This window comes from Frankia sp. Allo2 (assembly GCF_000733325.1).
Lineage (GTDB): Bacteria > Actinomycetota > Actinomycetes > Frankiales > Frankiaceae > Frankia > Frankia casuarinae.
In genome coordinates this window covers 124,646-139,676 of the sequence record NZ_JPHT01000004.1, presented here as the reverse complement: position 1 = coordinate 139,676, position 15,031 = coordinate 124,646, and the positions used below count along the sequence as shown (strand labels likewise).

The 15,031-nt window shown below is 71.6% G+C and carries 11 protein-coding genes and 1 tRNA gene; 3 read left to right on the top strand and 9 right to left on the bottom strand.

Annotated features, from left to right (window positions below):
• Nucleotides 1-74: 74 nt before the first annotated feature.
• The 4 genes from ALLO2_RS05175 to nadD form a co-directional block, all read right to left on the bottom strand.
• Nucleotides 75-148: transfer RNA gene (locus ALLO2_RS05175), tRNA-Ala, on the bottom strand.
• Nucleotides 149-226: 78 nt separating this feature from the next.
• Nucleotides 227-925 (bottom strand): histidine phosphatase family protein, encoded by a 699-nt coding sequence (locus ALLO2_RS05170; RefSeq protein ID WP_011435678.1) that lies wholly within the window; start codon nt 923-925, stop codon nt 227-229.
• Entirely contained in the window at nt 922-1,383 is a 462-nt protein-coding gene (gene rsfS / locus ALLO2_RS05165) for a ribosome silencing factor (RefSeq protein ID WP_035730177.1), read from the bottom strand. The genes ALLO2_RS05170 and rsfS overlap by 4 nt, the downstream gene beginning before the upstream one ends.
• A gap of 189 nt (nt 1,384-1,572) precedes the next feature.
• Entirely contained in the window at nt 1,573-2,160 is a 588-nt protein-coding gene (gene nadD / locus ALLO2_RS05160; protein ID WP_011435676.1) for a nicotinate-nucleotide adenylyltransferase, read from the bottom strand.
• 251 nt (nt 2,161-2,411) lie between these two features.
• Between nadD and pgm the strand changes: the two genes are divergently transcribed.
• A complete protein-coding gene (gene pgm, locus ALLO2_RS05155; protein WP_035730045.1) occupies nt 2,412-4,112 on the top strand; it encodes a phosphoglucomutase (alpha-D-glucose-1,6-bisphosphate-dependent) in 1,701 nt (566 codons plus the stop codon).
• A 14-nt stretch (nt 4,113-4,126) separates the two neighbouring features.
• On the opposite strand, the gene ALLO2_RS05150 is transcribed toward pgm, so the two are convergent.
• From ALLO2_RS05150 to ALLO2_RS05135, 4 genes are all read right to left on the bottom strand, one after another.
• Nucleotides 4,127-5,575, bottom strand: a complete 1,449-nt coding sequence (locus ALLO2_RS05150) for a VWA domain-containing protein (protein WP_011435674.1) — start codon at nt 5,573-5,575, stop codon at nt 4,127-4,129.
• A 98-nt stretch (nt 5,576-5,673) separates the two neighbouring features.
• Entirely contained in the window at nt 5,674-6,561 is an 888-nt protein-coding gene (locus tag ALLO2_RS05145) for a MoxR family ATPase (protein WP_023840545.1), read from the bottom strand.
• Between the two features lie 188 nt (nt 6,562-6,749).
• Nucleotides 6,750-8,375, bottom strand: a complete 1,626-nt coding sequence (aceB, locus tag ALLO2_RS05140) for a malate synthase A (RefSeq protein ID WP_011435672.1) — start codon at nt 8,373-8,375, stop codon at nt 6,750-6,752.
• Nucleotides 8,376-8,458: 83 nt separating this feature from the next.
• Nucleotides 8,459-9,718 (bottom strand): glutamate-5-semialdehyde dehydrogenase, encoded by a 1,260-nt coding sequence (locus ALLO2_RS05135; protein ID WP_035730042.1) that lies wholly within the window; start codon nt 9,716-9,718, stop codon nt 8,459-8,461.
• Nucleotides 9,719-10,041: 323 nt separating this feature from the next.
• Here ALLO2_RS05135 and ALLO2_RS05130 point away from each other — a divergent pair, with 323 nt between their 5' ends.
• The gene (locus ALLO2_RS05130) at nt 10,042-11,217 is read left to right on the top strand and encodes an exonuclease SbcCD subunit D (protein ID WP_035730040.1); all 1,176 of its coding nucleotides are present in this window, start codon (nt 10,042-10,044) and stop codon (nt 11,215-11,217) included.
• Complete coding sequence (locus tag ALLO2_RS05125) at nt 11,217-14,375, top strand: AAA family ATPase (RefSeq protein WP_035730038.1); 3,159 nt, start codon at nt 11,217-11,219, stop codon at nt 14,373-14,375. The genes ALLO2_RS05130 and ALLO2_RS05125 overlap by 1 nt, the downstream gene beginning before the upstream one ends.
• 181 nt (nt 14,376-14,556) lie before the next feature.
• Here the strand turns inward: ALLO2_RS05125 and ALLO2_RS05120 are convergent, their stop codons facing one another.
• Nucleotides 14,557-14,913, bottom strand: a complete 357-nt coding sequence (locus tag ALLO2_RS05120; protein WP_232234892.1) for a hypothetical protein — start codon at nt 14,911-14,913, stop codon at nt 14,557-14,559.
• Nucleotides 14,914-15,031 lie beyond the last annotated feature (118 nt).

Genomic DNA, 15,031 nt, shown 5'->3' with positions numbered 1-15,031 from the left:
ACCCGCTGAACCCGCAGCTCGATCGACTTAGCGTCAGTGGCATTGGGGCAAGGGTTCTAACAACAACTCTAGGGTGGAGCTGAGGGGATTCGAACCCCTGACCCTCACACTGCCAGTGTGATGCGCTACCAGACTGCGCCACAGCCCCAACTGCTATTCATTTTATATCAGACCCGAGCAAATCCGGTCTTGTACCCCACCCGGGCACCAAACCTGTCCTGATGGACTACTTCGGCAAGTGTACAGGCTCCGTGTCGGCTGCTGTCGGCGCCCCCTGGCTCGGCAGGAGCGTCTCGGTTAGCCCCGATCCGGCGGTCCCGACCTTACCAGCCAGCGGCCCCGCGTTGTGCTCGACCAGGCGGAACCCACCCTCGACGAGCCGCAGGACGGACCACCGGCAGTTGGCGAGCGGTCCGAAGTGCCACCAGAACTCCGGTGGAAGGCCGAGCACATGACCGATCAGTGACCGGGCAGTACCGCCGTGCAGGACAAACACGACGAGACCGTCCCATTCGGCCGGAAACCCCTCGGCCCGGACCTCGTCGAAGACCGTGCCGGCCCGCTCCGCCACCTGCCGGTAGGTTTCGCCACCGCCACGGGGCACGTCATCCCCGCGCCGCCAGGCCCGATCCTCCGCGGGGAAGCGTTGGGCCGCCTCGGCAGCGGTCAGCCCGGACCACGCGCCGAGATCGATCTCGCGCAGCCGCGCGTCGGAGCGGAAGGGCACGCCGAGCGCCGCCGCGGTGTCCCGGCAACGTTGCAGGTCGGACGACACGACGAGTTCCGGGCGCATCGCCTGGATGACCGGGGCCACCGCGGCGACCTGGGCACGCCCGGTGGCGTCGAGGGGCGGATCCGCGTGCCCCTGGAAGCGGCCGACGTCGTTCCAGGTGGTCCTGCCGTGCCGCCAGAGCAGCAGCCTCACCGTGGGGTCGCCGTACCGGGCCCGGCCACCCCCGAGCCCGAGCCGCCGCTCGCCGCGGTGGACCCCGAGGAGACACCGGCCCCGACCGCGACCCCGACCGCCGCGTCGACGAACGGGATCACCGGGCAGTCCTTCCAGAGCCGTTCGAGGGCATAGTAGACCCGCTCCTCGTCCCGCTGCACGTGCACCACCACGTCGACGAAGTCGAGCAGGACCCAGCGGCCCTCCCGCTCTCCCTCCCGCCGGACGGGCTTGGCTCCCAGCCGGCGCAGGTGCTCCTCGATCTCGTCGACGATACCCTTGACCTGCCGCTCGTTGCCCGCGGATGCGAGCACGAAGCAGTCGGTGATGGCCAGCCGATCGCTCACGTCGAGGATGAGCAGGTCATGGCCGAGCTTGTCGGCGGCTGCCTGCGCGGCGGCGAGGGCGAGTTCGACGGCTCGCGGGGAAGCGGTCACGCTCGGGTTCTCCAGGGTGGTGACGGGCGGGAGGCATCCGTCTTCGGCTGCCTCGCGCACCATCCGGGGCCGGACGGCTGCATCCAGCGTGACACATCGACGCGCGGGCAGGGCACTCCTCGCGTCCATGACGGGCCGAAAAATCGAGATATCGCCTGGCCCGGTGGCCCGTCCGGACGGCTCGGCGGGTCAGGAAGCACCCTGGTAGAGACGCCGCTTGGCGATGTAGCGCACGACCCCGTCTGGGGTGAGGTACCAGATCGGCGCCCGGCGGCCAACCCGTTCCCGGATGTCGGACGAGGAGATCGCCAGCGCCGGGACCTCCAGCAGGCTGACGGCGCCGGTCGGGAGGCCGGCGTCCAGCGCGAGGTGGTAACCGGGCCGGTTCACGCCGACGAAGTGGGCCAGTTCGAACAGCTCGCGGTGGTCACGCCAGGTGAAGATCTGCGCGAGCGCGTCCGCCCCCGTGATGAAGAACAGCTCGTCGTCCGGTCGCGCCGCACGCAGGTCTCGCAGGGTGTCGATGGTGTAGGTGGCGCCACCCCGGTCGATCTCGATCCGGCTGACCGTGAACTGCGGGTTCCCCGCCGTCGCGAGGAAGGTCATCAGATAGCGGTCCTCGGCGGCGGAGACTTTGCGATGGATCTTCTGCCAGGGTTGCCCGCTCGGCACGAAGACCACCTCGTCCAGATCGAACAGGGCGGCCACCTCACTGGCTGCGACGAGGTGCCCGTTGTGGACGGGGTCGAAGGTCCCACCCATGACACCGAGGCGCACGACCGGACACTAACCCCGCATCACCGCACGTGCCCGTCTGGCGCAGCCCGGCGGGAGATGTGCCACAAAGCCTCACACCCACCGACGCCTCACACCCACCGGCGCCTCACACCCACCGGCGCCTCACGCTCATCGGTCTCACGCCCACCGCCGTGCCCGCCGCAAGCGGGCCAGTCCCGGAACGGCCCACCCGGCTAGGCTGACCACAGGCCGCAGGCCGGCCCCGTCCCCCCCGCGAGGAGGCCCCGCCCATGCCGACCAGTCCGCGTGCGGGGCAACCCGCCGCCCCCGAGGATCTCGTTGACGTTGACGGCCTGCTCGCCGCCTACCACGAGATCCATCCCGATCCCGCCGATCCGACCCAGCGGGTGTCGTTCGGCACGTCCGGTCATCGTGGCTCGGCGCTGCGCGGCTCCTTCAACGCCGACCACATCCTGGCCACCACCCAGGCGATCTGCGACTACCGGAAGGAGGCAGGCGTCGACGGACCGCTGTTCGTCGGGATCGACACGCACGCACTGTCGGCGCCCGCGCTCGCGAGCGCCCTGGAGGTCCTCGCCGCGAACGGCGTCACGGTATGCATCGCCCCGGACGGCGAGGCCACCCCGACCCCGGTGATCTCGCACGCGATCCTGCGCCACAACCGCGAGCGCACGCCAAGCAACAGGACGGGCAGGACGGACACCACCGGCGCCACCGGCGCGACCGGCCCGGCGCGCGGCCTCGCCGACGGCATCGTCGTCACGCCGTCGCACAATCCGCCCGCCGACGGCGGGTTCAAGTACAACCCGACGCACGGCGGTCCGGCGGACACCGGCGTCACCAAGGTCATCCAGGATCGCGCGAACGCCCTGCTCGACGGTGGCCTCGCGGGCGTGGCCCGGGTGCCGTACCCGCAGGCGCGCGCCGCCGCCGTGGTCCACGACTACGTCGGCGCCTATGTCGCGGACCTCGGCGACGTCATCGATCTCGACGCGATCCGCGGCGCCGGGGTGCGCATCGGCGTCGACCCGCTCGGTGGGGCGAGCCTCGTGTACTGGCAGGCCGTCGCCGAGCGGTACAAGCTGGACCTCGACGTGGTGAACACCACGATCGACCCGACCTTCGCCTTCATGACGACCGACTGGGACGGCAGGATCCGGATGGATCCGTCGTCGCCGTACGCGATGGCCTCCCTGGTGCGGCTGGCCGGCTCGTTCGACGTCGCCCTCGCCAACGACGCCGACGCCGACCGGCACGGCATCGTCACCGGCACGGCCGGGCTGTTAAACCCGAACCACTACCTCTCCGCGGCCATCGCCTACCTGTTCGGCCACCGCCCGGGCTGGCCGACCGGGACGGCGATCGGCAAGACGCTGGTCAGCTCCAGCATGATCAACAGGGTCGGAGTGGGCCTCGGCCGCGACGTGGTCGAGGTGCCGGTGGGCTTCAAGTGGTTCGTGGCCGGCCTGACCGACGGGAACCTGGGCTTCGGCGGCGAGGAGAGCGCGGGCGCGTCGTTCCTGCGCCGCGACGGCGCGGTGTGGACGACCGACAAGGACGGGATCATCGCCTGCCTGCTCGCCGCCGAGATGACGGCGGTCACCGGCCGGGACCCCGGGCAGTTGTACCGGGAGCTCACCAATGTCCACGGTGCCCCGGCCTACCGGCGGGNCGACGCGCCNGCCNCCCCNNCGCAGAAGAANANCCTGGCCGCGCTCACCCCGGAGAGCCTCAGCGCGACGACGCTCGCCGGTTCGCCGGTGACCGCCGCGCTGTCGCACGCGCCGGGCAACGGCGCGGCGATCGGCGGGGNGAAGGTCGTCACTGACGACGCCTGGTTCGCCGCCCGGCCCTCCGGCACCGAGGACGTCTACAAGGTCTACGCGGAGAGCTTCCGGGGCCCCGGACATCTCGACGAGGTCATCACGGAGGCACAGTCGATCGTTGACGCCGCCCTCGCCCGCGGCTGATCCTGCCGGACCCGTCAGGACGGAAGAAGCCGCCCGATGAACGCCTGGAGCTGCTCGATGTTGCGGCACTCCACCATCTCGTCAACGAGCTCGGCGTACACGTTTGTCGCCGAGTCGCCCGAGCCCCAGTAGCTGCGCGGCTCCGGGTTGAGCCAGTAGGAGTGCCGGGCCCGCGAGCACAGTCGCCTGAAGATGGTCGCCGAGGTCGGTCGGTAGTTGTTCCGGGCGTCGCCGAGGATCAGCAACGACGTCTTGGGACCGACCGCCTCGGGGTACTTCTCGGCGAAGACCTCGATGGCATGCCCGTAGTCGCTGTGCCCGTCGAACCAGACGAGGTCCGCCTCTCCGGAGATGCGGGCCATCATGTCGCCGAGGTCGAGGCCACGCAGGTACCTGGTGACCTCGTCGGTCGTGTCGATAAAGGCGAACGCCCGGACCTTGGCGAACTGCTCGCGCAGCGCATGGGTCAGCATCAGGGTGAAATGCGCGAACGAGGCCACCGAGCCGGAGACGTCGCACAGCACGACCAGCTCGGGTTTGTGCGGCTTGTGCGGGCGGTGCCTGGTCTCCACCGGTACGCCGCCGGTGGCCAGCGATGCCCGCACCGTGCGCCGGAAGTCCAGCCGGCCGATGCGGCCGAACCGGCGCCGCGCGGTCAGCCGGGTCGCCAGCCGCCGGGCGAGCGGGTAGACCTGCCTGCGCAGCTCCACCAGGTCCCGCTGGGAGGCTCGCAGGAACTCGACCTGGTCGCTGAGCGGCTTCACCGCGGTGCGCTCGACCGCATCGAGGCCGCGTTCCTCGGCCATCCGCCGCCGCACCTCGGTGGACACCATCTCCTCGAACTCGCGGATCCGGTCGGTGATGGTCTGCCGGGCGGCCCGTTCGGCGAGTCCGCCACGTTCGGAATCTGCCAGCATCGCCGCGAGCAGATCGACGATGAGGGTCTCCGCCGACATCATCCGCAGCACCCGGTAGATGAACCACGAGCGGGCGGAGCTGCCGCGCGCCGACCCGAACGCGCTCACCGCCTGCCGGGCGAGCGCGCGCAGCGCCTCGTCGTTGCCGTCGCGCAGCGCGTCGAGCAACTGGTCGCGCAGCGCCTGACGCAGCTCCTCCAGCTGCTCGGGCGACAGCTCGCCGGGGTCGACGCCGGCGTTCGCCGCCGCGCCGTTCGCCGCCCCGGCCGGGTCGCCGTCCAGGTCGTCCAGGTCGTCCAGGTCGTCCAGCGACACCCCGTCCCCGATCCGGGGCGGGAAGTACAGGTCGAACAGAGTGTCGAAAGCCGGCCGGTACAGTGGCCGCTTGCACAGGGTCGCCGCGAATGCCGCCCGGACGGCGTCCCGCTCGGCCCAGCCCAGCGCGCCGACGGCCCTGGCGGCATCCACGGTCTCAGCGCTGCTCACCGGGACACCGGCCCGGCGCAACGCCGCGGTGAAATCGACGGTGCGGTCCAGCAGATTCATGCCGGCGCCCCCTCGTGGACGTGCGGCCGTGGCGACGGCCGTCAGCTGGCAATCGGTTCGATGAATTCGATCAGTTCGATGGGTTCGGCTCGGGCTGTTCAGTTCGCGCCGAGCTTGAGGTGACTGATGGCTCGGGCCTGGTCGCTGGCGTGCTTGAGGACGACGCCGAGGGTCGAGGCGACGGCGGCCTCGTCGAACGTGTCGAATCCGAGCGCGAGCACGGTCTGACCCCAGTCGATGGTCTCGGCGATGGAGGGCGCCTTCTTCAGTTCCATCGCCCGCAACGCGCGGACGATCCGGACCAACGATTCGGCGTGCCTCTCCGGGAGATCGGGCACCCGGGAGAGCACGATCTCCTTCTCCCGCTCGGCCGAGGGATAGTCCAGGTTGAGGTAGAGGCAGCGCCGCTTGAGCGCCTCGGACAGCTCCCGCGTCGCGTTGGAGGTCAGGATGACGAAGGGACGGCGGGTGGCGCTGATGGTACCGAGCTCCGGAATCGTCACCTGGAAGTCGGACAGCACCTCCAGCAGCAGGCCTTCCACCTCGACGTCGGCCTTGTCGGTCTCGTCGACGAGCAGCACCGTCGGCTGCTGGCGGCGGATCGCCGTCAGCAGCGGCCGGGAGAGCAGGAACTCCTCGCTGAAGATGTCGTCGTGGGCCTGCTGCCAACCCTCGGCGCCGCCGTCTCCCGATCCGGCCTGAATGCGCAGCAGTTGCTTCTTGTAGTTCCATTCGTACAGTGCGCGAGCTTCATCAAGCCCTTCGTAGCACTGCAGCCGAATGAGCTCGGCGCCAACCGCGGTCGCCAGCGCCTTCGCGAGCTCGGTTTTACCGACACCCGCGGGCCCCTCCACAAGCAGCGGTTTACGCAGCCGATCCGCGAGGAAGACCGTGGTGGCAATCGCCTCGTCCGCGAGGTATCCGGTCACGCGAAGCCGTTCCCGCACATCAGCGACGTCGGCGAAAGCGTGTTCCTGCAGCGACATGGCCACCTTCCGTCCGTCCCCGTGTCAGGCATCGCCACGTCCATACTGCCAGGCTGGCGCCGCAGACGAGTGACTACGCCTTGCGCGCCACCGTCCGCCGGGTGGATATCCACGGGCTGCTCATCGACCTGTTCGCCGCCGGTTCACCCGAGGATTCTCCCGAGGTGTTCGCCCAGGTGTTCGCCGGTTCAGTCGATCCGCTCGTAGGCGGGAAGAGTAAGGAACTCGACGAANGTCTCGCCGAGCGCCGTCTCCTCGAACACCGCCGCCGCGTCCTTCCAGCGACCGTTGTCGAAGGCGGCGGCGCCGATGGAGAGCCGGATCTGGTCCAGCACCTCCGCCAGAGCGGTCCGGACCAGATCGGCCGTGACCGGACGGCCGTCGTCGAGCACGACCCCGGCGGCTATCCACTGGAAAATCTGACTACGGGAGATCTCAGCGGTGGCGGCGTCCTCCATCAGGTTGTCGATGCCGACCGCCCCGATCCCGCGCAGCCAGCTCTCCAGGTAGCGCACCCCGACGCTGATGTTCCCGCGGACCCCGGCCGCGGTGACGGAACCCGGAGTGTCGCGCACCGCCAGCAGGTCGCCGGCGCCGACCTTGACGTCGTCACGCAACCGGGTGAGCTGGTTCGGCTCGTCGCCGAGCACCGCATCGAAGACCTCGGTGCACACCGGCACCAGGTCAGGGTGCGCCACCCAGCTCCCGTCGAACCCGTCCGCGGACTCCCGCTCCTTGTCGGCGCGCACCTTCGCCAGGGCCGCGGCGTTGATCTCGGGGTCGCGCCGCGACGGGATGAACGCCGCCATCCCGCCGATCGCGTGCGCGCCGCGGCGATGACAGGTGGAGACCAGCAGCTCGGTGTAGGCGCGCAGAAACGGCACCGTCATCGTCACGCCGTTGCGGTCGGGCAGCAGGAACTCAGTCGGCCGGGACGCGAACGTCTTGATGGTGGAGAACATGTAGTCCCAGCGGCCAGCGTTGAGTCCGGCGGAATGCTCCCGCAGCTCGTAGAGGATCTCCTCCATCTCGAAGGCGGCGGGCAGCGTCTCGATGAGAACGGTCGCCCGGATGGTGCCGACGGGCAGGCCGAGCTCGGCCTGCGCCGCGGTGAACACGTCGTTCCACAGCCGGGCCTCGAGATGACTCTCCAGCTTCGGCAGGTAGAAGTACGGCGCCACGCCCGTAGCCCGCAGGGCGTGCGCGTTGCGGACCAGGTACATTCCGGCGTCGAAGAGCGCGGCGACGATCGGCTCCCCGTCGACGGTGACGTGCCGCTCCGGCAGGTGCCAGCCGCGCGGGCGCACCACGAGCGTCGCCGTGGACTCGTCGAGCTCGTAACGACGGCCGTCGGGCGAGGTGAAGGCGAGCGTGCCGGCGACGGCCTCACTCAGGTTGTGCTGTCCGACGACCATGTTCGACCAGGTCGGCACGTTGGCGTCCTCGAGGTCCGCCATGAAGACCCGGGCACCGCTGTTGAGCGCGTTGATGAGCATCTTGGCGTCGGTCGGGCCGGTGATCTCGGCCCGACGGTCGACCAGCCCCGGCGCCGGCGACGCGACCCGCCAGTTCCCGGCCCGGATGTCGGCGGTCTGCGGCAGGAAATCCAGGGTGGCCCCGGCTGCGATCGCGGCGCGGCGGGCGGCCCGGGCGGCGAGCAGTTCGGCACGCCGGCCGGCGAACGTGCGGTGCAACCCGGCGACGAAGGCCAGCGCGTTGTCGGAGAGCACCGCGTCGACCTGCTCCGCGGTGAGCCCCGGCACGGTCCGCACCGCGGACACCCCGTGCACCGTCACCCCGTCCAACGAGCCCATACCTATTCCCTTCCCGGTTCCGTTGCGTCCCGGACGGCCCGATCCGGCGGGCCCGGTGACCCGGGCCTCAGGTGACCCGGGCCTCAGGTGACCAGATGCCCGTCGCCGACGCCGACCCACGTCGTCGAGGTCAGCTCGGGCAGCCCCATCGGGCCGCGGGCGTGCAGCTTCTGGGTCGAGATGCCGATCTCGGCGCCCATCCCGAACCGCTCCCCGTCGGTGAAACGGGTCGAGGCGTTCACCATGACGGCCGCGCTGTCGCAGGTCGTGATGAACCGCCGCGACGCCGGCAGGGACCGCGTGACGATCGCCTCGGTGTGCCCGCTGCCCCAGCGCCGGATGTGCGCGACCGCGTCGTCGAGGGAGTCGACGACGGCGACGGCCATATCCAACGACAGGTACTCGGCCGCCCAGTCGTCGTCGGTGGCGGGCAGCACCCGAGGATCGACGGCGCACACCGTCTCGTCGCCGTGCACGGTGACCCCGGCATCGTGCAGAGCGGCCAGCACCCNGGGCAGGAACTCCCCGGCCACGCCGGCGTGCACGAGCAGGGTCTCCGCCGAGTTGCACACCGAGACCCGCTGGGTCTTCGCGTTGACGGTGATCGCGAGCGCCTGGTCGAGGTCGGCCTCGGCGTCCACATACACGTGGCAGTTGCCGACCCCGGTCTCGATGACGGGCACCGTCGACTCCTCGACGACCGCCCGGATCAGACCCGCGCCACCCCGCGGGATGAGCACGTCGACGAGCCCGCGCAGCCGCATCAGGTGCTTGACCGCATCGTGGTCCATCCCGGGGACGAGCTGCACCGCGTCCGCCGGCAGGCCGCTCGCGACGGCGGCGNCGCGCAGCACCGCCACCAGCGCGGTGTTGGAACGTACCGCGGAGGCGCTCCCGCGCAGCAACGCGGCGTTGCCGCTCTTGAGACACAGGCCCGCGGCGTCCACCGTGACGTTCGGCCGGGCCTCATAGATGATCCCGACGACACCGAGGGGGACCCGGATCTGGCGCAGCTCCATCCCGTTCGGCAACACCCGGCCGCGCACGACCTCGCCGACCGGGTCCTCCAACGCCGCGACCTGACGCAGGCCGTCGGCCATGCCGGCGAGCCGGGCCGGGGTGAGGGTGAGCCGATCGACCATCGCCCCGGCGGTGCCCGCCGCCCGCGCGGCGGCGAGGTCCTCGGCGTTCGCGGCGAGAATCTCAGCGGAACGGGCGATCAACGCGTCGGCCATGGCGAGCAGCGCGCGGTCCTTCTCGGCGCGGCTGCGCGGCGCCAGCAGGGCCGCCGCCGCCTTGGCACGGACGGCGCTGCCTCGGACATCCTCCGCAGAGGTGCTCATCTCGGGTCCTCCGTTAGGCGGGCGCCGCGGCGCTGCCCGCCGCTACGAGGCTACCGGTGGCTCGGCGGTCGTGCCGTTCATCGCTCCTCACCCGCATCCGTCACCTACACCCGCATCCGTCACCTGCTCATCCCTGCATCCGCGACCTACTCATCTCCTTATCCCGTTATCCAGCTCATCTCCTTATCCCGTTATCCAGATCCGCGATCCGCCAGGTCCGCGACAGGCAGGGACCCGGAACGGTGATAACCGGAACAGCCAGAAAGGCGCGCAGTTCGGACCCCCATGACGATCATCTCGACGGGATTGCCTACCGTGCTCGCATGCGTGCGCTGCACACGTCCGACTGGCATCTCGGGCGTGGCCTGTACGGTCACGACCTGATGCCGGCCCAGGCGGCCTTCGTCGATCATCTCGTCGACGTCGTCCGTTCCGAGGGCGTTGACGTCGTGCTCATCGCCGGCGACGTGCACGATCGGGCGATCCCGCCGGTGGGCGCGCTGGAGCTCTTCGACGAGGCGCTCTCCCGACTGCGCGATGCCGGCGCCCGGGTCGTGGTGATCAGTGGCAACCACGACGCGGCCCGCCGGCTCGGCGACAAGGCCGGCCTGCTCGACCCCCGCGTCCGCATCCGGACGGATCCGGCCGCGGTCGGGGATCCGGTCGTCGTCGAGGATCCCGCCGGGGCGGTCCGGGTGTACGCGATCCCCTACCTGGAGCCGTCGGCGGCGAACTCCCAGCTTCCCGAACCGGCGCAGGCGCCATCTGGCTCGGACGTCCCGGCCGCCGGGATCCCCGCCGCGACGATGCACCGGGCGATGCACGCGGTGCGGGCCGACCTCGCACGGTATCCGGATGCCCGGTCCGTCGTGGTGGCGCACGCCTGGGTCACCGGCGGGGCGGCGAGCGAGAGCGAACGCGACATCAGCGTCGGCGGGGNGGGCAATGTGCCGGCCCGGTTGTTCGAGGGGATCACCTATACCGCGCTCGGCCATCTGCACCGGCCACAGGCGATCGCCCCGTCCGTCCGCTACAGCGGATCGCCACTGGCCTACTCCTTCTCGGAGTCCGGCGACGCGAAAGCGTCGCTGCTCGTCGAGATCGGTCCGACCGGGCTGGGGAACGTGACCCGCATCGGCGTTCCCGCCCGGCGGCGGATGACCCTGCTGCGCGGCAGTCTTGCCGACCTCCTCACCGACCCCGCCCATGCCCCGCACGAGGCCGACTTCGTCTCCGCCGTGCTGACCGACCCCGTCCGCCCCATGGACGCCATGGCCCGGTTGCAGCACCGGTTCCCCTTCGCCCTACGACTCGCGCACGAACCGGAGACGGAACCAGACGAGATACTCAGCTTCGGCCGGCGGACCCGGGGACGCTCGGAGCTGGAGATCGCCGAGGCCTTCGTCGCCCATGTACGCAGCGCTCCCTCGGCTCGGGAACGTGCTCTGCTCGCCGAAGCCCTCGGCGCCGCCCGCCGGGCCGAGGAGGAAGTCGCCTGATGCGTCCCCACCACCTGACCCTGGCGGCGTTCGGCGCCTTCCCCGGCACCGTCGAGATCGATTTCGACGTCCTCGGCAGCGGCGGCCTGCTCCTGCTCTGCGGGGAGACCGGGGGCGGCAAGACGACGCTGCTCGACGCGGTCGGGTTCGCGCTGTTCGGCCGGGTGCCGGGGATGCGCGGGGAGGTCTCCGGGCCGCCGGACCTGCGCTCGCACCACGCCGCGGCATCCCTACGGCCGGAGGTGACGCTGGAGTTCACTGTGGCGGCGGGACGTTTCCGGATCNCCCGCGGCCCCGCCTGGGACAAGCCGAAACGCGGCGGCGGGACGACCCGCGCCCATCCGACGGCGCGGCTGGAACGGTTCGACGGCGCCGGCGGCTGGGAGACGGTCGCCACCCGCATGGAGGACGTCGGCCATGAGATCGACCTGCTCGTCGGCATGAGCGACAAGCAGTTCTTCCAGGTCATCATGCTCCCGCAGGGACGCTTCGCCGACTTCCTCCAAGCCGACCACGGTGCGCGCGAGAAGCTCCTGAAGCGGCTGTTCCACGTCAACCGCTTCGAATACGCCGAGCAGTGGCTGCTGGACCAGGCAAAGATCGCCGCCGAACGGCTGGCGCTGGCCCGCGCCGAGCTCGACCGGGTGACCGCCCGGGTCTCGCAGGTGGCGGCCGTCGACGAGCCGGAGGATCCGACGGCTGACGCCGGCTGGGCCTCGGACCTCGCCAGGACCGCCGCGGCGGCGGCCATCTCGGCCGACGAGGCGGCCGGCGCGGCGGCAGCGCGGCGCACCGCGGCCGAGGAGGCCTTGGACCAGGCACGCGACCTCGCCCGACGCGTCGGGCAGCGCCGGGTACTGGCCGCCCGGCAGGAGGAGCTCGCGGCACAGGCGCCCCGGATCGAGCTGCTCGCCACCGAGCTGGACGCGGCCCGCCGGGCCGCCGTCGTCGCACCCGCCCTGGGCGAGGTCCACCGCCGCGCCGCCGAGGTCCACCGGGCCGAGGCCGCCGAACGCGACGCCCGGGACCGGCTCGGACGCCATCCATCCGGGCTCCTTCCCGGGGAACCCGCCCCCTCGGGACCGCTGCCCGAGGAGGGCACCGGGAGGCCTGCCGAGGCACCTGCCGAAGCACCTGCCGAGGAACTCGCCCGCCTGGCCCGCCTCGCCCACACCGAGACCGGGCGACTGGGAACGTTGGCCGACACCCTCGCCGCCGCCGAGCGGGACGCCGAGGAGGCCGCCGGGGCCGACCAGGATACGGCCGCCTACACCCGGTCCGCCGCCGAACTCGCCGAGGCGATCAGCGTCACGCTGCCCCGCGCCCGCGTCGCGGCCGAGGCCCGGGTGGAGGTCGCCCGGCGGGCCGGCGCCGCTCTGCCCGGCCTGGTCGAACGGGCCCGGTGGGCCAAGGAGCTGGCCTCCGCCGTCCGGGAGGGGCGGCAGGTGCGGACCGTGGCCGACGAGGCCGAACGAGACGCATCCGCGGCCCGGACCCACGCATCCGACCTCCGGCAGCAGCGATTCGACGCCATCACCGCCGAACTCGCCGCCGCGCTTGTCCATGACACGCCCTGTCCGGTCTGCGGGGCCCTGGAGCATCCCGACCCGGCCGAGACCCGGGCCGACCATGTGAGCAAGGACGCCGAGACCGCGGCCGGGCAGGAGGCGGACCGGCTCGCCGACGCCGCGACGAGGGCGAGCCGGGCGGTGGCCCACTGGGAGTCCCGGGTCCGGGCGCTGCACGCCGACCTGGTCGGCCCAACGGACCCGGACCACAGCGCGAACCCGGACCACAGCGCGAACCCGGACCACAGCGCGAACCCGGACGACCGCGTCGAGGCGGCCTTCGCCGAGATCCGCGCGCTTCCGGTCGCGACGCTGCTGGGCGGCTCCGGGGCGCCGGTCGCGGATCGGCTCGATGAACTCGCCGCCGTGCTGACCCACGCGGTCCGCGCCCGGACCCGGACGGCGAAGAAGCTCGCCGCGGCGGAGGCCGCGTTGCGCGAGGTCCACGAGAACGAGAAGGAGACCGCGGCCCGCCATTCCGCCGCACGGACCGCGGCGCAGGCGGCCCGGGAACGCGCGGCGGACGCCCGGGACCGCGCCGTCCGACGGCTCGCCGGCGTTCCGGCGGAGCTATGCGACCCCGACGCCCTGGCCGCGCGCCGCCGTGCCGTCACCGCCCTCGCCGCCGATCACGAGGCCGCGCAGGCCGCGGCCCTGGCTGCCGAGCAGGCCCGGGCCGAACACATCCGCGCCGGGACGGCCGCCCTCGACCAGGCGCGGCAGGCGGGGTTCTCCGACCTGGACGACGCCGCCGAGGCCGTGCGGGACTCCGACTGGATGCGCCGCGCCGCGGACGAGGCCCGGGCCCATCGGGACGAGCTCGTCGCCGTCGGGGCCAGGCTGGCGGGCGAGGATCTCGCCGTCGATCCGGACACCGAGGTCCCGCTGGCCGACCACGAGACGGCCGTGACCGACGCCCGCGAGGTCCACGAGAGCGCGCTCGCCACGGCCGCACGCGCCCGGGAACGGGCCGAACGGCTGGCCTCGCTGGTCACGGAGTTCACCGAGAAGCTCACTACCCTGGATCCGCTGCGGGAGGCGGCGGACGAGCTGCGGGGCCTCGCCGATCTGGCCGCCGGGCGGGGTGCCAACACCGAGCGCATGCCGCTGTCCAGCTTCGTGCTGGCGGCTCGGTTGGAAGAGGTGGCCGCCGCCGCCAGCCATCGGCTCGCGGCGATGAGCAGCGGTCGGTTCACCCTGGTGCACGACGCGGGGGAAAGCCGCGACAAGCGTCGGCGCGCCGGCCTCGGGCTGCTGGTCGACGACGCCTGGACCGGCCGGCGGCGCGACACCGCCACCCTGTCCGGCGGGGAGACCTTCCAGGCGGCGCTGTCACTGGCCCTCGGGCTCGCCGACGTCGTGACGGCCGAGGCGGGAGGCCGGCGGATGGACGCGCTGTTCATCGACGAGGGTTTCGGCACGCTCGACCCGGACAGCCTCGACGAGGTGATGACCGTTCTCGACGAACTGCGTTCCGGCGGCCGGCTCGTCGGCGTCGTCAGCCATGTCACCGAGCTGCGCCAGCGCATCCCGAACCAAATCCGGGTCGTCAAAGGGGTCGGCGGCAGCCGGGTCGAGACCACGTCCTGACCCGGACGCACCACTGACCCGGGCACACCACTACTCGGCTGGCCTAGCCGGGAAAACCGCCCCCAGGCCAGGACCCGGGATCGGAAATGGCCGCCACCGGATTCCGGTGGCGGCCATTTCGGCATTGCCGAGCGGACCAGGGATCAGATCATTTCATCGAGTCTTCAACGGAGATGTCCGGTTACGAGAACAAGTTTATGGTGACCGACTTTCCACTGAACGGTCTCTGGAGGGGGAAGGTACGGCTGTAGTTGTCAGAGCTGTCGGAACACTGGACGCTGAAGGTGGCGCTCGTGCCGGCCACCGGAACCTGCTGGAGGCTCAGGCTGTAGAAGCCGCCGGCGCCGACGCCGGACGAGTCGAACTCGCCGGCCGTCGTGCGGACCGCCACGCCCGCCGCGGCGCTGGCCGGGCACCTGGCGACGCCGCCGATCAAGACATTCGAACTGTTCAAATCCGCGCTCGCGGGAAGGGCCGATGCCAGCGTCAGCGCGCCGGCGGCTCCGGCCGAGGCGAGGAGACCCACGGTCCTACGCATTCTCATGACGAAATAACCTCTCTCAACAGATTCGACCTCTTGCCCGCCGAGGGAAGGTTACCCGACTCCGGAAGCGCTATTCGCCGCCGTCGCTATTTTTTGCGCCGAGACCCCTTCA